This is a genomic window from Cyanobium sp. Lug-B, assembly GCF_024345635.1.
GTDB lineage: Bacteria > Cyanobacteriota > Cyanobacteriia > PCC-6307 > Cyanobiaceae > Cyanobium > Cyanobium minutissimum.
The window spans coordinates 34,192-54,295 of the sequence record NZ_JAGQBM010000017.1; the positions used below are offsets into that span (position 1 = coordinate 34,192).

Annotated in this window: 18 protein-coding genes and 1 pseudogene; 11 read left to right on the top strand and 8 right to left on the bottom strand. The window is 68.5% G+C overall.

The window, feature by feature from the left end:
* Nucleotides 1-35 precede the first annotated feature (35 nt).
* On the top strand, nt 36-854 hold the full coding sequence (locus KBY81_RS06295) for a glycosyltransferase family 25 protein (protein ID WP_254975986.1): 819 nt from the start codon (nt 36-38) through the stop codon (nt 852-854).
* On the opposite strand, the gene KBY81_RS06300 is transcribed toward KBY81_RS06295, so the two are convergent.
* Genes KBY81_RS06300 through KBY81_RS06315 form a run of 4 tightly spaced genes read right to left on the bottom strand, consistent with a single transcriptional unit; the run spans nt 849 to nt 4,044 of the window.
* Nucleotides 849-2,009: a UDP-galactopyranose mutase gene (locus tag KBY81_RS06300; protein WP_254973478.1), complete on the bottom strand. Its 1,161-nt coding sequence runs from the start codon at nt 2,007-2,009 to the stop codon at nt 849-851. The two genes, KBY81_RS06295 and KBY81_RS06300, sit on opposite strands and share 6 nt — an antisense overlap.
* Nucleotides 2,010-2,030: 21 nt before the next feature.
* Nucleotides 2,031-2,852: an inositol oxygenase family protein gene (locus tag KBY81_RS06305; RefSeq protein WP_254975987.1), complete on the bottom strand. Its 822-nt coding sequence runs from the start codon at nt 2,850-2,852 to the stop codon at nt 2,031-2,033.
* 29 nt (nt 2,853-2,881) lie between these two features.
* Complete coding sequence (locus KBY81_RS06310; RefSeq protein WP_254975988.1) at nt 2,882-3,796, bottom strand: cation diffusion facilitator family transporter; 915 nt, start codon at nt 3,794-3,796, stop codon at nt 2,882-2,884.
* A 35-nt stretch (nt 3,797-3,831) separates the two neighbouring features.
* On the bottom strand, nt 3,832-4,044 hold the full coding sequence (locus KBY81_RS06315; RefSeq protein ID WP_254975989.1) for an acetyltransferase: 213 nt from the start codon (nt 4,042-4,044) through the stop codon (nt 3,832-3,834).
* A 116-nt stretch (nt 4,045-4,160) separates the two neighbouring features.
* On the opposite strand from KBY81_RS06315, the gene KBY81_RS06320 reads away from it, so the two are divergent.
* Nucleotides 4,161-5,393: an FAD/NAD(P)-binding oxidoreductase gene (locus tag KBY81_RS06320; protein WP_254975990.1), complete on the top strand. Its 1,233-nt coding sequence runs from the start codon at nt 4,161-4,163 to the stop codon at nt 5,391-5,393.
* Here KBY81_RS06320 and KBY81_RS06325 read toward each other — a convergent pair.
* Complete coding sequence (locus KBY81_RS06325) at nt 5,371-5,784, bottom strand: Crp/Fnr family transcriptional regulator (protein WP_254975991.1); 414 nt, start codon at nt 5,782-5,784, stop codon at nt 5,371-5,373. The two genes, KBY81_RS06320 and KBY81_RS06325, sit on opposite strands and share 23 nt — an antisense overlap.
* 46 nt (nt 5,785-5,830) lie before the next feature.
* The gene (locus KBY81_RS06330; RefSeq protein WP_254975992.1) at nt 5,831-8,356 is read right to left on the bottom strand and encodes a glycogen/starch/alpha-glucan phosphorylase; all 2,526 of its coding nucleotides are present in this window, start codon (nt 8,354-8,356) and stop codon (nt 5,831-5,833) included.
* A gap of 188 nt (nt 8,357-8,544) precedes the next feature.
* Here KBY81_RS06330 and KBY81_RS06335 point away from each other — a divergent pair, with 188 nt between their 5' ends.
* Nucleotides 8,545-10,431 carry an NAD-binding protein gene (locus KBY81_RS06335; RefSeq protein ID WP_254975993.1) on the top strand — a complete coding sequence of 629 codons (1,887 nt, stop codon included), beginning with the start codon at nt 8,545-8,547 and terminating at the stop codon, nt 10,429-10,431.
* Nucleotides 10,428-12,125, top strand: coding sequence for a pyruvate kinase (locus KBY81_RS06340; protein WP_254975994.1), 1,698 nt, complete (start codon nt 10,428-10,430; stop codon nt 12,123-12,125). The genes KBY81_RS06335 and KBY81_RS06340 overlap by 4 nt, the downstream gene beginning before the upstream one ends.
* 27 nt (nt 12,126-12,152) lie before the next feature.
* On the opposite strand, the gene KBY81_RS06345 is transcribed toward KBY81_RS06340, so the two are convergent.
* Nucleotides 12,153-12,368 carry a hypothetical protein gene (locus KBY81_RS06345; RefSeq protein ID WP_106222808.1) on the bottom strand — a complete coding sequence of 72 codons (216 nt, stop codon included), beginning with the start codon at nt 12,366-12,368 and terminating at the stop codon, nt 12,153-12,155.
* A 228-nt stretch (nt 12,369-12,596) separates the two neighbouring features.
* On the opposite strand from KBY81_RS06345, the gene corA reads away from it, so the two are divergent.
* The 7 genes from corA (at nt 12,597) to KBY81_RS06380 (ending at nt 19,629) form a co-directional block, all read left to right on the top strand.
* On the top strand, nt 12,597-13,697 hold the full coding sequence (gene corA, locus KBY81_RS06350) for a magnesium/cobalt transporter CorA (RefSeq protein WP_254975995.1): 1,101 nt from the start codon (nt 12,597-12,599) through the stop codon (nt 13,695-13,697).
* A gap of 153 nt (nt 13,698-13,850) precedes the next feature.
* A complete protein-coding gene (locus KBY81_RS06355; protein ID WP_254973231.1) occupies nt 13,851-14,897 on the top strand; it encodes a PstS family phosphate ABC transporter substrate-binding protein in 1,047 nt (348 codons plus the stop codon).
* Nucleotides 14,898-14,914: 17 nt separating this feature from the next.
* Entirely contained in the window at nt 14,915-15,874 is a 960-nt protein-coding gene (locus KBY81_RS06360; RefSeq protein WP_106222810.1) for a CHAD domain-containing protein, read from the top strand.
* 77 nt (nt 15,875-15,951) lie between these two features.
* Entirely contained in the window at nt 15,952-16,584 is a 633-nt protein-coding gene (locus KBY81_RS06365; protein WP_106222811.1) for a Crp/Fnr family transcriptional regulator, read from the top strand.
* A gap of 44 nt (nt 16,585-16,628) precedes the next feature.
* The gene (locus KBY81_RS06370) at nt 16,629-17,321 is read left to right on the top strand and encodes a response regulator transcription factor (protein WP_254973229.1); all 693 of its coding nucleotides are present in this window, start codon (nt 16,629-16,631) and stop codon (nt 17,319-17,321) included.
* Nucleotides 17,322-18,422, top strand: a complete 1,101-nt coding sequence (locus KBY81_RS06375; RefSeq protein WP_254973227.1) for a PAS domain-containing sensor histidine kinase — start codon at nt 17,322-17,324, stop codon at nt 18,420-18,422.
* Between the two features lies 1 nt (nt 18,423).
* Nucleotides 18,424-19,629 carry an aminotransferase class I/II-fold pyridoxal phosphate-dependent enzyme gene (locus KBY81_RS06380; protein WP_254975996.1) on the top strand — a complete coding sequence of 402 codons (1,206 nt, stop codon included), beginning with the start codon at nt 18,424-18,426 and terminating at the stop codon, nt 19,627-19,629.
* A gap of 6 nt (nt 19,630-19,635) precedes the next feature.
* Here the strand turns inward: KBY81_RS06380 and KBY81_RS06385 are convergent.
* A pseudogene (locus KBY81_RS06385) lies at nt 19,636-20,104 on the bottom strand (hypothetical protein); the annotation flags it as partial.

Consider the following 20,104-nt stretch of genomic DNA (forward strand, 5'->3'; position numbering starts at 1 on the left):
TTCCCTAGCGTTCGCGTCGGCAGGGAGCAACAGCCATGGGGCCTTGGCAGGCGTTTCTGGAGGCCCCCGCCTTCTGCATTAATCTGGAGCGCCGTCCCGATCGCCGCGACGGACTGCTCCAGCGGCTGGGGGCGGCGGGATTCCCGCGGGTGTCGATCTGGCCCGCCGTGGATGCCCGATCGGAGGATCTGGAGCCCCTGTTCGAGCGCCATGGTCTGGGCAGGCCGATCGATGTCGATCGCTTCACGGCCCGGCGCGGCTCCCAGGGGTCCCTGCTCTCCCACCTGGGCCTGCTGGCCCATGCCATCGAGCAGGATCTGCCGCTGGTGCACATCTTCGAGGACGATGTGTTCTTTCCGCCCATCTGGACGACCCAGGCCAGGGCCTTCCATGCCGCCACCCCTGCCGACTGGGACCTGCTGTTTCTCGGTTCCCAGATCCTCTACAAGCATCTGCCCAGCCCCAGTGTCTTTCGCTTCCTCGATCGCCATCCCCGCCTGAGGTCGCTCTCCCGCCGTGTGATCTCCAGGCCGATGCCGATCCTCCAGGACATCGTGACCTGCCCGCTGTACTGCACCCATGCCTATTCCCTCACCCAGGCCGGATGCCGCCGGCTCTATGGCTGGCTCACCGGTCAGCCGGTGGTTTATGGGTATGACTACATGATCTGCGACGGGATGCGTCAATCCCCCCGGGTCAGTTCCTTTCCTTTGAAGTGGTACGCCTGGAACAGCCTGCGGCTGTGTCCCGATCCGGCCGGCCGCGGCAGCGATCCCGCCATCATTCAGCGCAACCGGGGGCTGGTGTTCCAGCTGGAGGAGGACGGACCGGGTGTGGTCGGCGACAAGCTATGAGAGGCTGAGGCGAAAGGCCTCGGGGAAGGTGGGCCTGGGCTCCCCTGAAGCGATCGCGGCGATGAATTCCCGCGCCAGGGAGAGCGATTCGGCGATCACCTGGTGCATGTCCATGTACTTGTAGAGCCCCAGCCGGCCCAGGAAGCTGGTCCTTTCCGTCTGCAGGCAATCGCCCAGGTAGCCATGCAGCAGGGCCTTGTCGGCCGCCAGGCGCTTGGGGTAGTAGGGCTCATCCTCGGTGCCCGTTTCCTTGCTGTATTCGGTGAACACGATCGTTTTCTCGTGCTGCTTCCAGTATTCGTAATGCTTGTGCTCCCTGCGGCGAGTGAAGGTCACATCCAGGGAGGGAAAGTTGATGCCTGGATGGCCCAGGGCATCCCCGGTTTCGATCTGCCGCTCCCAGAACACCGTGCGATAGCCAAGCCGCCCGCGTCGGTGGCCGAAGAAGCCATCGAGGGGCCCTGAGTAGAAGACATGGTCATAGGCCTGGCCATCGGAGGGTTGCCAGCGGTGGTTGAGGGTCAGGGAGATGCGCGGATGGTCGAGCAGCCGCTCGAAGATGGCGGTGTAGCCATCTCTGGGAATGCCCTGATAGATCGAAGAGTAATAGTTGTCGTTGTAGTTGAAGCGCAACGGCAATCGCTTCAGCACGGAGGCCGGGATCTGCTCAGGCTCACAGCCCCAGTGTTTCTTCGTGTAGCCATGGAAGAACGCCCGGTAAAGCTCATCGCCCATGAAGTGCAGTGCCTGCTCTTCGAAGTTCCGGGGCTGCTCGATGTCATGGCGCCGGATGGAGTCCACAAACTGCCGGGCTTCTGAAGGCGAGAACTTCTTGCCGAAATATTGGTTGATGGTATGCAGGTTGACGGGCAGGCTGAAGATGCCCTTGTCGATACTGGCCTTGGGACGGTTGATGAACGGCATCATCTCCGTGAAGCGTTGCACGTAGTTCCATACCTGCCGATCGCTGGTGTGAAAGATGTGGGCTCCGTAGGTATGCACGGTGATGCCGGTCTCCGGTTCCCTGTGCGTGTGGCAGTTGCCGCCGATGTGATCCCTGGCATCGATCACATCGATGGAGTGGTCGGTGTGATCGGCAAGCTCCCTGGCCAGCACGGCACCGGCGAAGCCGGATCCAACGACAAGAAAGCGCATGACGGCAACGCTGCGAATTGATCAGAAAAGGATGCGATCGGGGAGTCTCGTTTCGATGAAATCTCGGTAGTCGTCCAGCCGGGTTTCGGGTCTGATGTCGATGGATTTGGAGGCCGTGTCGTAGTGGCGGAAGCGCTTCATGATGCCGTTGAAGTGCTGTTCATCGCTGGCATTCATGTAGTCGACGGGGTTGGTGTCCTTGAGGCCGTGGTACCGGATCGTCCAGCTGAGATGGGGCGGCAGAAAGGAGCGGAACCGCAGGTAGCCGAATTCGCAGTGGTTCCACTGGCAGATGTGCTGGTCGAGGCCGGTCCTGGCCCTGGGCGTGAGGATGGCATTGGTGCCCACCACGTTGGCCGGGTCTTCACCGGTGAGCAGCAGCAGCTTGCCGAGGTCGTGCAGGAAGGCCAGCAGCAGCAGATCGTCGTCGAGCACGCCGTCGCCGACCATCGCCTCGATCACCTGCAGGCTGTGGGTCAGCTGGCTGGCGCAGCCCAGGCGATTGTCGGTGGGATCCAGGCACTCCCCCAGCATCCGGAACAGATCCATCGGCCGGAGGCTGCCGAGGACCGGTGACCGATACCGGTCGTTGAGGGCCTCCACATCGGCGATCGTCTGCTGGTCATGGCGATCCAGGATCTGCCGCTGCAGGGTCCGCTGGCGCTCGGCGGCCCGGTGGGCGGGCGAGTCGGGGGGATCGAGCTTCACGAGGCCGAGGCCCGCTGCGGCCAGCCCCTTCTCCAGCCCGCGCCGGGCCCGTCCCTTGAGCCTGGGCACCAGGTGACTGGGCAGCAGGTGGCCGGGCAGCACGTGGCTGGGCAGCAGTGAAGGCGAGAACCGCAAGGCGTCCGTCGCCGAAGGCTGGGGCCAGCCTATCGGGGCCCGTGGGCCGCGTCTTGCGCACAGCTCCCGGGCGCCTCGATCTGGAGGGTGCTGTGGCTGATGCCCAGCTGGGCGAGCCGCTGCCGGGCCAGCGACAGCAGGTCTCCATCGAGCGGCCCATGGCCGGAGCCCACGAGATGGGCGGTGAGGGCGGCGCGGGAGGTGCTCATGCCCCAGACATGCAGATGGTGGACGTCCTCCACACCGGGCAGGGCACGCAGGGCCGCCTCCACCGCGGCCAGGTCGATGCCCCGCGGCACGGCGTCGAGGCTGGCGCTGAGGGCCTCCACCAGCAGTTCCCAGCCGCTCCAGGCCACCGCCAGCCCCACGCCGATGGCGGTGGCCGCATCCAGCCACATCCAGCCCACCAGCCCCACCAGCACGGCGCTGATCAGCACCGCGGCCGAGACGGCGGCATCGGTGAGCAGGTGCACCACCGCCGCCCGCCGGTTCAGATCGTGGTGGTGGCCGCTGCCGAACAGCCGGGCCGAGAGCAGGTTGACCACGATGCCGGCCGTCGCCGCCCAGGCCACCGGGCCGCTCACCACGGGCACAGGATTCAGCAGCCGCTGCACCCCTTCGACGATCACCACCCCCGCCGCCATCAGGATCAGGGCCGCGTTCATCAGCGAGGCCAGCTGGGTGCTGCGGCCGAAGCCGTAGGTGAAGCGGGCCGTGGCCGGCCGGGCGCTGAGCCGTTCGGCCCCCCAGCCGAACAGCAGGCCGGCCACATCGCCCAGGTTGTGGATGGCGTCACCGATCAGGGCCAGGGAGCCGAAGCCGATGCCGATCGCCAGCTGCAGCCCCGAGAGGGCGCTGTTGAGCAGCACCCCCCAGAAGAAGGCCCGGGGCGAGCCCTGGCGGTGGGGATGCCCGTGGTCGTGCTGGTGGGAGTGGGACGCCATGGAGGCGTCTTAGCAGCGATGGCCCTGGCTGGCCTTCAGCTCTGGTAGTGGGAATCGAGCCAGCAGCGGGGCAGGGCCTCCCCGGAGGGAAAGAGCAGGTCGGTTTTGGCGTACTCCTGGGGATCCTGCATCTCTTCGCCGCCATGGAGACGGCCCTGGACCTGGGTGTCGAAGGGGTTGAACAACTGCCTGACATTCAGCACCACCACCAGGCTGGCGTCGTCGTTGTGGCGTACCTTCAGAAACATCGCCCTGCTCCGGTTCTCGATCCCTTCAGTCTGCTGGCGCTTCGGTGCCACGAAGGATCAGGACCGTAACGATTCCCCTCGCCGTTGCCGGGCCCTCCGCGTTTCATTCCCGTTCCATGGCCCATCACCAGATCCTGATCGTCGGCGGAGGGGCTGCGGGCCTCACCGTGGCCAGCCAGCTCAAGCGGGCCCGGCCGGGCCTGGAGATCGCCATCCTGGAGCCCTCCCCCGACCACTACTACCAACCCGGCTGGACCCTGGTGGGCGCCGGCGTCTTCAGCCTCGAGCAGACCCGTCGGGCCGAGGCCGACCTGATCCCCGAGGGGGTGCGCTGGATCCACGCCGCCGCCGCCAGCTTCGATCCGGCGGCCGGCACCGTGACCAGCAGCGACGGCGAAACGCTCCACTACGACGCCCTGGTGGTGGCCACCGGCATCAAGCTCTGCTGGGACCGGATCAAGGGGCTGCCGGAGGCCCTCGGCAGCCAGGGCATCACCAGCAACTATTCCAAGGATCTGGTCGATTACACCTGGCAGACGATCCAGGCCTTCTCCGGCGGCAACGCGATCTTCACCTTCCCCGACACACCGATCAAATGCGCCGGGGCGCCCCAGAAGATCATGTACCTGGCCGACGACGTCTTCAAGCGCTCGCCGGTGGTGGCGGCGGCGACCAAGGTGATCTTTGCCACCGCCACGCCGGGGATCTTCGGCATTCCCACCTTCGCCGAACCCCTGCGCCAGGTGGTGGCCCGCCGCGGCATCGAGCCCCGCTACCTGCACACCCTCAAGGAGGTGCGCGCCGCCAGCAAGGAGGCGGTCTTCGCCGTCAAGGACGGCGACACGGTGCGGGAGGAGGTGCTCCCCTTCGGGATGCTGCACGTCACCCCGCCGATGGCGGCCCCGGATGTGGTGGCCACCAGCCCCCTGGCGGTGGCCGGACCGGGGGGCTGGGTGGATGTGGACAAGTTCACCACCCAGCACGTGCGCCATCCCAACGTCTTCTCCCTCGGTGATGTGTCTTCGCTGCCCAATTCCAAGACCGCCGCGGCGGTGCGGGGCCAGGCGCCGGTGCTGGTGGCCAACCTGCTGGCCCACCTCGATGGCCAGCCCCTGGCCGCCCGCTACGACGGCTACGCCTGCTGTCCGCTGATCACCGGCTACGGGCGGGTGATCATGGCCGAGTTCAACTACGACGGCCAGCCCGTTCCCTCCTTCCCCCTCGATCCCACCCAGGAGCGCTGGAGCATGTGGGTGGTGAAGAAGGACGTGCTGCCCTGGATCTACTGGAACCGCATGCTGAAGGGATACCAGCACGAGCGGCGCTTCATGCCGGGGGTGGCCCACTGAGCTCGCCACTCGCCCGCTTCAGATCGCCCAGGCGCTCCTCTAGCCCGTGCAGCATCTCCAGGGCGAACATCGGCAACTCCTGAAGCGCAAACAGGAACTCCTCCCGCTTCATTTCCAGCAGCTGGGCGTCCAGCTGGGCCGTGGCGGTGCCAAAGCGCAGGTGCGGGGCGTCCACCAGGGCGCCCACGCCGAAGGTGCTGCCGAGGCCGAGGCGTTCACTCTCGCGACCTCCGGCCCAGTCGATCCTGACCTCTCCTTCCAGGATCCCAACGACCGAGTTGCCAAGGTCACCCGCCTGGAAGATCACCTCCCCTGGGGCGACGGTCCGCAGGTCCCGGCCCTGGGCCAGAAGCCGCATGGTGGTCAGGGCGCCTGAGGATTGGGGAGTCATGGTCCGAATCCAGAATCCCTCCACCATGCTGACGGTGGGCTAAGGATCAGGTGCGACCGGGCCCTCCGGTCATGGCCACTGGAGAGGGCTGCACGTCCCAGATTCTCTGCGCATATTCCCTGATCGCGCGATCGGAGGAGAAGAAGCCGCTGCGGGCGGCGTTCATGATGGCCATCCGATTCCAGCGGCTGCGGTCGGCCCAGGTGACATTGATGGCGTCCTGGGCCCGGAGGTAGTCGCTGAAATCGGCCAGCACGAAGAAGGGATCGACCCCCCGCAGCTGGTCCGTCAGGGGCCGGAACCGTTCCGTGTCCCCCTGGCTGAAGTGCCCCTGCTCGATCAGCTCGAACACCTCGGCCAGCACCGGATCGTTCCCTAGCCACTCCCAGGGCCGATAGTGACCCCGCAGCTGGCCGATCTCCTCAGTGGTCCGTCCGAACAGGAAGAAGTTGTCATCGCCCACCTGCTCACGGATCTCGACGTTGGCGCCATCGAGGGTGCCGATGGTGAGGGCGCCGTTCATCATGAATTTCATGTTGCCGGTGCCGGAGGCCTCGAGGCCGGCGGTGGAGATCTGCTCGGAGAGGTCGGCGGCGGGATAGACCCGCTCCCCGAGCTTGACGTTGTAGTCGGCGAGGAAGATGACGCGCAGGCGGCCGTCCATGTCTGGATCGGCGTTGACGACGTCGGCGATGCCGTTGATGAAGCGGATGATCAGCTTGGCCATGGCGTAGCCGGGGGCGGCCTTGCCCCCGAAGATCACGGTGCGGGGGGCCATGCCGTCAGCGAGGCCGTTCTTGATGCGCAGGTACTGGGCGATCACCTGGAGGGCATTGAGGTGCTGGCGCTTGTACTCGTGGATGCGCTTCACCTGCACGTCGAAAAGGCTGTCTGGGTCAACAGCCAGCTCCAGATGCCGTCGGACGTATCCGGCCAGCCGCTCCTTGGCGATCCGCTTGCACGCCCCCCAGCGATCCAGAAACGACCCATCCTCCTGGAAGTCCTGAAGGCGCTGGAGGGCCCCGGGCCGGGTCGTCCAGTCGGGGCCGATGCTCTCGCAGAACAGCTCATGCAGCGCCGGATTGGCCAGGGCCACCCAGCGCCGGGGGGTGACGCCGTTGGTGACGTTGGTGAACTTCTCGGGCCAGAGGGCGGCGAACTCGGGGAAGAGGTCCTGCTTGACCAGGGCGCTGTGGAGGGCGGCGACGCCGTTGACGTGGTGGGAGCCGATGGTGGCGAGGTGGGCCATGCGGACGGCCTTGTCGCCGGCCTCATCGATGATCGAGAGGCGTCGCAGCACGGCGTCGTTGCCGGGGTACTTGAGGCGCACCTGCTGGAGGAAGCGGCGGTTGATCTCGAAGATCAGCTCGAGATGGCGGGGCAGCAGGGAGCCGAAGAGATCGAGGCCCCACTTTTCCAGGGCCTCGGGCAGGAGGGTGTGGTTGGTGTAGGAGAGGCAGGCGGTGGTGATGGCCCAGGCGCTGTCCCACTCGAGATGCTTGTCGTCGAGCAGGAGCCGCATCAGCTCGGCGACGGCGATGGAGGGGTGGGTGTCGTTGAGCTGGATGGCCCAGTGCTCGGGGAACTCCTGGACGGGAATGCCGCGGGCATCGAGGCTGCGGATCATGTCCTGCAGCGAGCAGCTGACGAAGAAGTGCTGCTGCTTGAGGCGCAGCTGGCGGCCCGCACTGGTGCCGTCGCTGGGGTAAAGCACCTTGGAGAGGGTCTCCGAATTCACTTTGGCCTCCACGGCGCCCTCGTAGTTGCCGCTGTCGAAGGCCTGGAAGTCGAAGGATTCGCACGCCTCTGCTCGCCAGAGCCGCAGCCGGTTGCAGGTGTTCACCCGGTAGCCGAGCACGGGCACATCGTGCGGGACGCCGATGGCGAGCTCGGCGGGGATCCAGCGCACCCGGTAGGCGCCGTTCCGGTCGCGGTAGCTCTCGGTGTGGCCGCCGAAGCCCACGGTGCAGGCTTTCTCCGGCTGCGCGATTTCCCATGGCCAACCGCCCTTGAGCCACTTGTCGGTGATTTCCACCTGGCGGCCGTCGCGGATCAGCTGGTCGAAGATGCCGAACTCGTAGCGGATGCCGTAGCCGGTGGCCGGGATCTCGAGGGTAGCGAGGGATTCGAGGAAGCAGGCGGCCAGACGACCCAGGCCGCCATTGCCGAGGCCGGGCTCCTCCTCCACGTGGAGGATCTCCTCGATGTCGTTGATGCCGAACGGCTTGAGAGCCTCGGCGGCCTCCTGCTGGATGCCCAGCATCAGGAGGTTATTGCCGAGCTGGGGGCCGATCAGGAACTCGGCCGAGAGGTAGGCCACGACCCGCCTGGGGTGGGCGTCGATGGCTTCCAGCCCCGCCAGGTAGCGGGTCATCAGCCGGTCCCGCACGGCGTAGCTGAGCGCCATGTAGAGGTCGTGGCGGTCAGCCCTCTGCACCCGCCGACCGAGGGAATAAAAGAGATGCTCGACCAGACCATCGAGCAGATCCTTCGCCGTCAGGCCGTTGCGCTGGGGATCGGCGTAGGTGCCCGGCTCGGGAAGGTTCATCCCGGGGGCGAGGGTGCTGGTCATGGCTGGACGGTCATGGGCACGGGTACACCCTCACCAGGAATGGTTAAGTCCCGGGGGAAGCGGCATCAACGTCGGCTTGGGAGGATGGACAGGCCTGCCAGGGTTCCATTTCCGAGTCTGACGCCCATCCAGGGGAGTCCAGCACTCCGTCCTCAACTCCCGGGGCATCCTGCCCCAGGGAGGGTTCGGTGCTGATCTGTGGCCTCGGGTCCCTCGGCCAGGCCTGCCTGCTGCGCCTGCTTCCCTTTGATGTTCCGCTGCGCTGCCTGGACCGCGAGCGGCCGGACTGGCGCGATCCGCGCCTGGAGGATCGCTTCGGAGACGCGCTCGTGCTGGGGGACATGCGCCTGCCCCATGTGCTCTCCCAGGCCGGGGTCGAGACAGCCCGCGCCGTGCTGCTCCTGAGCACCGAGAGCACGGTGAACGTGGAAGCGGCCCTGCAGGTGAGGTTGCTCAATCCCTCGGCGGACCTGGTGGTGCGCTCCTCCGGCCAGCTGGCCAGCCTCGGGGCCCTGCTCGAGGAGCGCCTGCCTGGGGTGGCTGTGGTGGATCCCCTGCTGCTCACGGCCGGGGCCGTCACCGAGGCCCTGCGGCCTGGTGACCAGGAGGCCTGCTTCCGCGTCGATGGTCAGTCGTACCTGGTGGTGGAAGGAAAAGACCTGGATCGACGTCAGCAGCGTCGCCTCCGTCAGGCCACAGCCGACCCGGCCAGATCCCTGCAGGTGATTCCGATGGGGTCACACCACCACCGTCCGTCGGACGCCGTTCCCGCCACGACGGCCAGCGGCAGGGGGATGGCCCTGCGCCGCGGCCTGGGGGCACCGCTGCGGCTGTGGCGGCATTGCAGCCGGCTGCAGCAGGGCGGGTTGCTGGCCTTCGTGTTGCTCATGGCCCTCGGTCTGGCCCTGTTTTCCACCGGCGGTGGATGGCGCCAGGGGATGTTCGTCACCCTGTCCCTTCTGAAGGGGGAGTACGTCGATCCGGTGAACGTGATGCTCCACCCGGATGACGGCATCGCCGCCGCGGCCCCCTGGCTGATCGGCGTCACCCTGCTGTATTCCCTGGTGGGCACCCTGCTCACCTCTGCCCTGGTGGCGGTGATCCTGGAACGGTTGCTGCGGGACCGCTTCGGATGGGGCCAGCCCGGCCGTTTCCGGCGTGGCAGTCGCTGGATCCTGTTGGCCGAAGGGGAGGAACTCGCCGCGAGGGTGGCCGACAACCTGGTCAGGGACGGCCTGCACGTGCTGCGCATCGATCCCAGGCCCGTGCCGGCGCTGCAACGGCCGGGTCTGGCGATCGTTCCGCGCTGGGAGAGTGCGCTCGCCGCGTTGCAGCTCTGTCGGGTGGAGGGAGTCGGCCTCCTCTCGATCGATCTGCTCGCCAACCTCCAGGAGACCTTCCAGCTGCAGAAGACCTGGCCCGGCGCTCGCTACGCCATCCTTTCCCACGCCGTCGAGGCGGCCGAACGACTCGGCGAGTTGCTGGGCGGCGTTGCGGTGATCTCCAGCATGGATCTGGTGGCCGACGCCGTCGTGGCCACGGCGTTCGGGGAACGGGTGGAAGAGATCTGTCGGATCGACGGCGCCAACCACCTGCTGGTGCGCTACCGCATTCAACAGGGCGATGCGCTGTGGGGCCTGAACCTCTCCCGGGTGGAGCAGGGCTACGGGGTCACCACCATCCACCTCCTGCGCAGCGGCCGGCCTTCCCCCCTAGTCCTTCCCGGCCTCGATCTGGTGCTGGCGGCGGGCGATGAGCTGTTGGTGCTGGCCACCCTGACCCAGCTGCGGCGGATCGAGCTGGGCTGTCCCGATCCGCCCGGCTGGCGCCTCCGCCTGCAAGGCTCCCCCAGGGAAGAGGGCCGCTTCGCGGCTCTCCAGTCCCTGGCCAGGCATCTGGGGGGGGCACCGGGGGTGATGGCCCCCCTGCTCGATGGGGCGGAGCGCGTCACCCCGGCCCTCGACCTCGAGCTGGCCGAACAGCTGGCGGTGGAGTTGCGCCGTCAGGGCCTGCACTGTGCTGTGGAAGCCGTGGCCGTGGGTGGGGCCAACGCCACCGAGGGCCAGCCGCCATGAACGACCCCACCCCGGCCCTCTGGATGCTCGACACCCTGCGGGCCCTCAGGGCCACGCTGGAGCGCATCGCGGTGGAGGAGGCCGCCTGCCTGGAGGCCATTCACCCCGACTACCGGGCCAGTGCCCGCAACCTGCTGCATGTCATGGCCTTCCACCGCCATGCCCATCCGGGGCTGCCGAAGGCGCTGCGCCAGCGGGGCCTGTGTGCCCTCACCGATTGTGATGCCCACCTGATGTCCAGTCTGGAGGCGGTGATCACCGCCCTGGAGGCGCTCGAAGGTCTTGGCCCCTCAGCGGCGGTGACGCAGCAACAGCCGGGCAGCCCCGCGGGCCTGGGCGGTCCCGCCGCGCTGGAGCAGCATGGCGACCGGTTGTTCGGAGCCCTGGCCGCCGCGGGGGGCGCCGGAATCATGGTCACCCTGCCGGCGGAGGCGGCCGGGAGTCCCGCCCTGGTCGCTGATCTGCTGGCGGCGGGGATGTCCATCGCCCGCATCAATGGCGCCGATGACGACCCCGTGGTCTGGGGCCGGATGGTGGACGCGCTCAGAGCGGCCCGGGTGATCACGGGCCGCCCCTGTGCGATCGCCATGGACCTGGCGGGCCCGAAGCTGCGGACCGGCCAGCTGGCCCTCCAGCCCGCAGTGATCCGCGCCCGTCCCCCCCGCGACCGGATGGGGCGGCCCACCCAACCGGTGCGGATCCTGGCGGTGCCGCCTGGAGCCTTGCCCGGGCCGGAGGACATGGAAGCCGTGCGGCTGCCGGCGCGACTGTCGAAGGCGAAGCGGCTGAAGCAGGGGAGTCGCCTGCAGGGGCGGGATGGCTCCGGCCGCTGGCGCACCCTCCAGGTGATGCGACGCGGCCCCGATGGGGTTCTGCTGCTGCAGGCCGAAAAGACGTGCCACTTCACGTCCGGCCTGGTGTTCCGCCAGCGGCACGGCAAAGCCCGGCTTCGCGTGGGACCGCTGGCGCCGGAGAGCGGCGAACGGCTGCTGCGTCCGGGCGACGTCCTCCGCCTGACACCGGAGCCGGACCAGGGCGGCGGCACGCTCCCCTGCACCCTGCCGGAGGTCTTCGGCGATCTTTGCCTCGGCGAGCGGGTGCTCTTCGACGATGGCCGCATCGGTGCCGTGATCCGTGGGGTGTCCGCCCAGGAGGTGGTGATTGAGGTCACCAAGGCCCAGGCCAGGGGCAGCCGACTTCGCTCCGACAAGGGGATCAATTTCCCTGACAGTGACCTGCGCACGCCGGCCCTCACCGCCAAGGACATCGAGGACCTGGCGTTCGCGGCACAGCACGCCGACATGATCAGCTCTTCCTTCGTGCACCGGGAGTCCGACATCCAGAGCCTGCGCCACTGCCTGGAGGGGATGGGCCGGGGCGATCTGGCGGTGGTGCTCAAGATCGAAACCCGCCAGGCCTACCTGAACCTGCCCCGGCTGCTGCTGGCGGCCATGGCCCACGGCGCCCCGGTGGGCGTGATGATCGCCCGGGGCGACCTGGCGATCGAGTGCGGCTGGGAGGCCCTGGCTCCGATTCAGGAGGAGATCCTGCGGATCTGCACCGCGGCGAATGTGCCCTGCATCTGGGCCACCGAGGTGCTCGACGCACTGGCCCAGCACGGGCATCCCACCAGCCCCCTGCTCACCTGCCTGTCGTTCCGGACCAACTGTGAACCCGACGACCCGCTGCCGTGATCGCCGTCACTGCGCAGACGGCAGGATTCAGTCGGTGGATTCGTCGAAGAGGGAACTGCGGGTGAATTTGAGCCCTTTCCAGATCTTCTTGATTTTCGCGTAGGCCTCGTCCTGGGTCATCTTGCCGTTGGCCTGCAGGCCGACGATCAAGCCGACCTGGTCAGCGAAGGACTCCAGGTTCTGGTGGAACATCAACCGCTCGGGACTCCAGTCGCTGCCCCGATAGCTGCCATGGGCCTCCATGGGAGACTTGACATCTCGGTCGGACCGGCCGCGTTCGGAATTCAGCGGTCCCGTGGATGGCTGGTTTGTCAACGCACGGACATCATCAGGAGATCACCCTAGCGGGCTTCCATTAAGGCCCCGTAAAGACCTGGGACCAGCCACGTTGGACGGTCCCATGGACGGTGCCGTTGGCGATACCCCCTGACGGACGGTTGCGGTTGAATCGTGCCAACAACCGGTACGCCCGTGCTGCGACTCACTCCGGGGGCGCTCGATTCCCAGCGACTCGACCAGCGCCCGGCGGGCCTGCCCACCCACCTCTATGTCCACGGCGGGCTCGGGCCCACCCGCGCCGATGCGGTGGCCTGCCTCGCCTCCGGGCCCGTGCGAACGACCGCCGGCGACGTCGACCGCCTGGTCGCCCTGCGCAAGGAGGGCACACCCCTGTGGCTGCGGGTGCAGGGGCTGGGCGATCGCCGCTCCATCCTGGAGCTCCTGGATCGCCTCGAGGTGCCGGCGGTGCTGCGCGGCCCCCTGCTCGAGGTGCCCCAGCGGCCCCAGGTCAACGGGCTGGAGGACCTGGTGCTGGTGGTGCTGCACCGGCTCAGCTTCGCCAAGGACCCGGCCCATCTCGTCAGCGAGCAGGTGGCCCTGGTGCTGCTGCCCGGGTTGCTGATCACCCTGGAGGAAGGTGGCGGCGGCGATCCCTTCCCTGAACTCACCGACTGGCTGCTGTCCCAGTCGGGATCCCTGGCGGACCGGGACCTGGACGACATCCTGCACTTCCTGATCGATGACCTGCTGGATGATCTGTTCCCGATGCTGGAGGCCATGTCCCAGCGGCTGGATGCCCTGGAGGAATCCTCCCTGCGGAATCCCCGGCCGGTGATCCTGCGCCGCTCCTACGAATTCCGCAGCAACCTGCGGATCATCCGCACCATGATCTGGCCCCTGCGCCACCAGATCCGGCTGCTGCTGCGTCAGCGGCAGAGGCTGCTGGGCACCGAGGCCCTGGAGGGCTTCCGGGACATGGCCGAGCTGGTGGATCAGCTGTTCGAAGCCTGCGGGTCTCTCCGCGGCCAGTGCGATGCCATCACCCAGTCCTATGCCGCCAGCGTGGGCAACCGGATGAACCAGGTGATGAAGACCCTCACCATTCTCACCAGCATCTTCGCGCCGCTCACGTTCATCGTCGGCATCTACGGCATGAACTTCGAGTACATGCCCGAGCTGAAGTGGCGCCATGGTTACGCCATCGTCATGCTGCTGATGCTGCTCATCGCCACGCTCCAGGCCTGGTGGCTGTGGCGGCGGGGCTGGTTCCAGGACTGGACAGGGCAGGGCTGATGACCCTGGAAGGAATCCCTTGCAGCGTGGCTGCCGTGGCCGCAGCCACAATCTCCCCTTAACCCAACCCCCGGTCTTCGTGGTGCAGGATCGGCCCAGCGCCTCCCCTTCGCTGGTCACGACATGGTCCCGAAGCTGTCCGCGACAGGTCCGATGCTGCGTACCGGGGCGCGGGCCGGGGTGGCCCTCCTGCTGGGGGCCTGGCTCGGGACTGCCCTGACGGCGAAGCGGGCCGACGCCCAGACGGCCCCGGCGCCGGTGGTGCGGATCGAGGGGTCGAGCACCGTCTTCCCGATCATGGAGGCGGCGGCCAAAGCCTTCCAGGAGCGGCCGGGTGGGCCGCCGGTCTCCATCGCCCTGAAGGAGACGGGCAGTTCCGGCGGCCTGCGCAGCTTCTGCCGGGGTGAGATCCCGATCAGCAACTCCTCCCGCCCGATCAATTCCAAGGAGCTGAAGGCCTGCGCCGCCAGGGGGGTCCGCTTCATCGAACTGCCGCTCGCCTTCGATGCCATCTCGGTGGTGGTCAACCCCCGCAACACCTGGGCCAGCCGCATCAGCACGGCCCAGCTCTCCAGCCTCTGGAACCGCAAGGCCCAGGGCCGCATCCAGCGCTGGAAGCAGGTCAATCCCGCCTGGCCGGATCGGCCGATCAGCCTCTGCGGGCCCGGCAAGGATTCGGGAACCTTCGACTACTTCAACAAAGCCATTAATGGCGATTCGGGTAACTCCCGCAGCGATTACACCGCCAGCGAAGACGATAACGTGCTGGTGCGCTGTGTGGAGAAAAATCCCCAAGCCCTGGGTTATTTCGGTTTCTCGTACTACCGAAGCCAGGGCGGCAGACTCAAGGCCCTGGAAATCGCCGGGCCGAGGGGCGCCTGGCTGCCTTCAGTCAACAACGTACAGCGGGAGCGCTACCAGCCCCTCTCCCGTCCGCTCTTCGTCTATGTGAACGACAAGGACCTGCGCGAGAGGCCCGAAGTGCGTCGTTTCATCACGTTCACCGTGCAGCGGGGTCTGCGGTTCACGGAGCAGGCGGGCGCCATTCCCCTGCCGAAGGATACCTACCGTATCGTTGAATCCAAGCTCTATCGCCATCTGCTCGGCACCTCCTTCGGCGGCGATCTGCCCATCGGACTCACCATCAGCCAGGCGATCCGCCGCAGCTTCGCGGAGATCCGCTCGACATCACCCCGTTGAGGCCCCCGGCCCCTCCCATGGCCAGCCCGTACGACGAGCCTTTCACCAGCAACGGAGCCTTCGCCGTTGACCTGATCGGGCGCCACACCCAGAAGCTGGTGTCACTCCAGGGGCCCGTTCTGGCCGACCGGGACCCCGAACCCCTGCATCAGATGCGCGTGTCCCTGCGTCGTCTGCGCACCTGTCTGCAGCAGTTCGCCCCCGCCCTGCGGCTGCCCCGGGCCGTCGGCGATCCGCGGCTGGCCAAGATGGTGCGCCGCCTCGGCATGGCGCGGGATCTGGATGTGCTGCGCCAGCGGCTGGAGCACGACCTCATCGGTGAGCTGCCCGATGGGGAGCGCAGGGCCCTGCGGCCGGTGCTGAAGCAGCTGCGGCGCGAGCGGGCCCTGGCCTACGAGCAGCTGGTCACGGCCCTGCACAGCGGCGGCTACCTGAAACTGCTCTCTCAGCTCCAGGGCTGGCTCCGGGAGCCCGATCTCACCCCGCTGGGGGCGCTTCCCCTGCGTTCCTGGAGCCAGGAGTGGCAGGCTCCGATGGTGGCCGGCCTGTTTCAGCACCCCGGCTGGTTCATCGCCGACCGGCAGGGTGACATGGAACTCGTCCACGACCTGCGCAAGCGACTCAAGACGGCGCGCTACGGGCTGGAGAATCTCGGTGCCGTCACCGGCTCCCGTTGCCGGCAGTGGATCGCCGAGCTGCGGGACCTGCAGGAGCTCCTCGGTGAACTCAACGATCTCCACGTCCTGGAGAAGGCGATCGATGACCAGCTGCCGTCGGGGCTGGCGCGCAGCGTGCCCGTGCTGGAGGCCCTGCTGCGGGGCCGGGCCCAGGCCTGCTGGGGGCAGTGGCGGCAGCGGGCCGATGGGCTGGTTCGGCCGGAGCGGCGCCGCAGCCTGTCGATGGCGCTGCTCGAACGGCGCTGCCAGGGCCAGCCCCAGCCCAGCCTGCTGACCTCCCCCGCCTTACCGAGCTCTTAACCAAAGCACTACCAGGCCTTTGCCCGTCCCTCGGGTGTCGCTGCATACAGTTCGATGCATCCGATGCGCTTTCCCCGATGGTATTCACGCCCTCCCGTGAATCCGGCAGCAAGGATGGATTCCGCGAACTTCTTGAAGCCAACTACCAGAAACGCAGTCTGGTTCATGTCAGCGCCGGGAGCCATGTCCCCCTGCTGAAGAACAACGTCTGGCTCGTGGTTCGCGGCATGGTGAAGCTCAGTGCCATCACCATTCACGGTGACGAGATGCTGCTCGGTCTGGCCGGCCCCAACGAGCCCTTCGGCGATCCGCTCAATGGTGTCGAGGCCTACGCCGCCACCACCCTGGCCGACACCGACCTGCTCTGCCTCAGCTGCAGCGAGATCCGCCAGGACGGCACCCTGGCCGTGGCGATGCTGGAGGCCCTCGGCCAGCGCATCCAGCAGAGCCAGGCCCTGCTGGCCCTGATGGGTCTGAAGCGCGTCGATGAACGGGTGCGCGGCTTCCTCGAGCTCCTGGCCAGCGAGTACGGCCAGCCCTGCGAGTCGGGTCTGCGCCTCAACCTGCGCCTCACCCATCAGGAGGTGGCCAGTGCCCTGGCCACCACCCGGGTCACCGTCACCCGCGTGATCGGCGCCCTCCGCGACGAAGGCTGGCTGCAGCTCGACAGCCAGCGGCGTCTGGTGGTCAGCTATCTGCCACGGCGGTGAGACAGTTCTGGGATCTCCCCGCCGCCGACGCCGATAATGCCGGCATGCATCCCCCCCTCCTGGTCGTCGAGGACGACGACACGATCCGCGAGACCATCCGCGACGTGCTGGTGCTGGAGGGGTTTTCCGTCACCGCCTGCGGCAACGGCAAGGAGGCCCTGCGCACCCTGCAGGAGTGCCCTCCCGGAGAGGAATTCTCCCTGGTGGTGCTCGATCTGATGCTGCCCGGCCTGGGGGGCCTCGATCTCTGCCGGCAGCTCCGCTCCGCCGGCAACCAGACCCCGATCCTGGTGGTCAGTGCCCGGGACAGCGAAACCGACCGGGTGCTGGGCCTGGAGGTGGGAGCCGACGACTATCTGATCAAGCCCTTCGGCCTGCGGGAACTGGTGGCCCGCTGCCGGGCCCTGATGCGGCGCAGCCGCTCGGTGGAGGTGGCCGCCAAGGTGCTCCAGCACGCCAACCTCAGCCTCTACCCCGAGGAGTGCCGCGTCACCCGCGATGGCCTGGAGGTCAACCTCTCGCCGAAGGAATACCGGCTGCTGGAGCTGTTCATGCAGCATCCCCGCCGTGTCTGGAGCCGCGACAAGCTGCTGGAGCGGGTCTGGGGCTACGACTACTTCGGCGACAGCAAGACCGTCGACGTCCACATCCGCTGGCTGCGGGAGAAGCTGGAGGCCAACCCCTCGGCTCCGGAACACCTGATCACCGTCCGGGGCTTCGGCTACCGCTTCGGCTGAATGGGAACCGTGCTGGCGGGGCTGCTGGGGCTGGCCCTGGGCTGGCTGCTGGCACGCCGCAGCGACAGGCCCGGCCGCACCGTTGCCGGGCTGTCCCTCCGGCAGCTGATGCGCTGGATCGACGCCGCTCCCGATGGCTGGGTGATCCTCGACAGCACCGACCACATCCAGCTGATCAACCCGCGGGCCGAACGGCTGCTGGAGGCCCCCGGAGCGGGGCTGCGGCGCCAGGAACCCCTGGAGCGGGTCTGCCGCTCCAGCGAACTGGAGGAGGTGGTCCGCAACACCCGGCGACGGGAGCGGCCCCAGCGGCTCGACTGGGAGCTCGGCGACCAGCAGCTGGCGGTCTTTGCCCTCCCCGGTGAGGGCGGCTGGGTGGCGCTGCTGCTCCAGAGTCGTCGTTCGCTCGAAGCCCAGCTGGAGCAGCAGGAGCGTTGGGTCAGCGATGTGGCCCACGAGCTCAAGACGCCCCTCACGGCCCTGTTGCTGGTGGGCGACAGCCTCGCCGCCCACGTCAACGACGCCAATGCCGTGCTGGTGGAACGGCTGCAGCGGGAGCTGCTGCGGCTGCAGCGGCTCGTGGGCGACCTGATGGAACTCTCCCGGCTGGAGAACACCCTGCCCGAGGGGGTGCGCCGCCGTGGCCGGGTCGAGCTGCCCCAGCTGGTGCAGCAGGTCTGGCTGGGCCTGCGGCCCCTGGCCGAACGGCGCTCCATTCGCCTCGCGCTCAGTGCCGAGGGGGACCTGGCGGTGCTGGGGGATGGCTCGCGGCTGCACCGGGCCGTGCTCAACCTGCTGGACAATGCCCTGCGCTACAGCCCGGAGGAGGGCACCGTGTGGGTGGAGATCGAAGCGACGGCGGGCTGGTGCCTGCTGACCGTGCGCGACGAGGGTCCCGGGCTCAGCGAGGACGACCTCGAGCACATGTTCGAGCGCTTCTACCGCGGTGATCCCTCCAGGGTGCGCAGCGATCGGGGGGGCAGCGGACTGGGCCTGGCGATCGTCCAGCAGATCGCCGTCACCCATGGCGGCCGCATCCAGGCCTCCAACCATCCCAGGGGCGGGGCAGTGATGGAGCTGTTCCTGCCCGTGATGGCCTGAGATGGGGTGGACAGCTCCCAAGGCCGCGGGGCGGATGGCGGCGGTGGCCGATCCGGTGATCGCCCAGGTGGGGGCCCTGATGCGCCAGCGCCCGGATGTCCTCTCCCTGGCCCAGGGCATGGTCAGCTGGGCGCCCCCGGCGGCGGCGCGCCAGGCCGTCGCCCTGGCGCTGGCGGAGGCCGACCCGCGGCTTGACCGCTACGGCGCGATGCAGGGCGAGGAGGACCTGCTGGCGGCGGTCCGGCGGGAGCTCACCGAGGCGCGGTGGCTGGATCTGGAGGGCAGCGACCTGCTGGTGACCGCAGGCAGCAACATGGCCTTCCACGCCATCGCCCAGGTGCTCTGCGACCCGGGCGACGAGGTGCTGCTGCCGCTGCCCTTCTATTTCAATCACGCCATGGCGATCCGCCTGGCCGGCGGCGTGCCCGTGCCGGTGGCGGCGGGGCTGGTGCCCGATCCCGGGCGGCTGGCGGCGGCGATCACCCCCCGCACCCGGGCCATCGTGACGATCTCTCCCAACAACCCCAGCGGTCTGGTGACGCCGCCGGAGGTGCTGGCGGCCATCAACCGCCTCTGCCACCACCATGGGCTGCTGCATGTGAGCGACGAGGCCTACGCCGACTTCCTCCATGGGACGGTGCCCCATGGAAGTCCTGGCCGTCTGCCGGGCAGCGGGGCCCACACGGTGTCCCTGTTCTCCCTGTCGAAGGCCTACGGCATGGCCGGCTGGCGGGTGGGCTATGCGGCGGTGCCGCGCCAGCTGATGGGGGCGCTGGCCAAGGTCCAGGACACGGTGCTGATCTGTCCGCCCCTGGTGAGCCAGCGGGCGGCCCTGGCGGCCCTGGAGGCCGGCCCGGCCTGGTGCCGGCCCCACATCGCCGCCCTCGGCGAGCGGCGCCGGCAGCTGTTCGATGCGGTGGCCACCGCCCGCGCCGGCGGCCAGGCGGTGGAGCTGCTGGGCCCTCCTGACGGCGCCTTCTATGGGCTGCTGCGGTTCCCCTGCAGCCTGGGGGGCGCGTCGCTGCTGCGCCATCTGGTGCTGGGGCACGGTGTGGCCGCCCTGCCGGGCGACAGCTTCGGACTGCCCCAGGTCGGCGGGCAGTCCCTGCTGCGGCTCAGCTACGGCATGCTCGACGCCACCGCCCTGGCGGAGGCCCTGGGGCGCCTGTTCGAGGCACTGGCGGCGCCTCAGGCCACCGGCGACTGATCCGCCTCAGGGCTTGGCCCCGGCGGCACGGCTGTCCCCTCCGCTCCGGCTGCCTTCTCCGCCACGGCTGCCTTCTCCGCCACGGCTGTCGCCTGCGCCACGGCTGTCGCCTGCGCCACGGCTGTCGCCTGCGGCCCGGCTGTCGCCCGCGGCCGCCAGCAGCCAGAAGGTGCTGCCATCCGGCCACAGCAGCAGCACCTTGCCGCCGGCGAGCACGGCGAGGGGGTCGCTGGAGGCCAGACCGGCGCTGCGGGCTCTGGCGAGCGGCAGTCGCCGCAGTTCCATTCCCTCCGGAGCGGTGGCCATCCCGGCGGGGGCCTCCCGGGTGGGCGTCGCCTGCTCCCACAGCGCCGTAACGGCGCTGGACTCGGCCGCCTCGAGCGCCCTGGCCTGCAGGGCCAGGGCGAGCATCCGGGTCGCCGCCAGCTCCGGGCCCGTCCTGGCGCCGGCGCGCTCCCGGCCAGCTCCCGGCGGC

Bases quoted from the DNA above. Each gene is read 5' to 3' on its own strand.
- KBY81_RS06375 (WP_254973227.1), top strand. From the start codon at position 17,322: ATGGGAACCGTGCTGGCGGGGCTGCTGGGGCTGGCCCTGGGCTGGCTG.
- KBY81_RS06380 (WP_254975996.1), top strand. From the start codon at position 18,424: ATGGGGTGGACAGCTCCCAAGGCCGCGGGGCGGATGGCGGCGGTGGCC.
- KBY81_RS06330 (WP_254975992.1), bottom strand. From the start codon at position 8,356: ATGACCAGCACCCTCGCCCCCGGGATGAACCTTCCCGAGCCGGGCACC.
- KBY81_RS06340 (WP_254975994.1), top strand. From the start codon at position 10,428: ATGAACGACCCCACCCCGGCCCTCTGGATGCTCGACACCCTGCGGGCC.
- KBY81_RS06295 (WP_254975986.1), top strand. From the start codon at position 36: ATGGGGCCTTGGCAGGCGTTTCTGGAGGCCCCCGCCTTCTGCATTAAT.
- KBY81_RS06310 (WP_254975988.1), bottom strand. From the start codon at position 3,796: ATGGCGTCCCACTCCCACCAGCACGACCACGGGCATCCCCACCGCCAG.
- KBY81_RS06325 (WP_254975991.1), bottom strand. From the start codon at position 5,784: ATGACTCCCCAATCCTCAGGCGCCCTGACCACCATGCGGCTTCTGGCC.
- KBY81_RS06360 (WP_106222810.1), top strand. From the start codon at position 14,915: ATGGCCAGCCCGTACGACGAGCCTTTCACCAGCAACGGAGCCTTCGCC.
- KBY81_RS06370 (WP_254973229.1), top strand. From the start codon at position 16,629: ATGCATCCCCCCCTCCTGGTCGTCGAGGACGACGACACGATCCGCGAG.
- KBY81_RS06365 (WP_106222811.1), top strand. From the start codon at position 15,952: ATGGTATTCACGCCCTCCCGTGAATCCGGCAGCAAGGATGGATTCCGC.
- KBY81_RS06300 (WP_254973478.1), bottom strand. From the start codon at position 2,009: ATGCGCTTTCTTGTCGTTGGATCCGGCTTCGCCGGTGCCGTGCTGGCC.
- KBY81_RS06345 (WP_106222808.1), bottom strand. From the start codon at position 12,368: ATGGAGGCCCATGGCAGCTATCGGGGCAGCGACTGGAGTCCCGAGCGG.
- KBY81_RS06320 (WP_254975990.1), top strand. From the start codon at position 4,161: ATGGCCCATCACCAGATCCTGATCGTCGGCGGAGGGGCTGCGGGCCTC.
- KBY81_RS06315 (WP_254975989.1), bottom strand. From the start codon at position 4,044: ATGTTTCTGAAGGTACGCCACAACGACGACGCCAGCCTGGTGGTGGTG.
- KBY81_RS06355 (WP_254973231.1), top strand. From the start codon at position 13,851: ATGCTGCGTACCGGGGCGCGGGCCGGGGTGGCCCTCCTGCTGGGGGCC.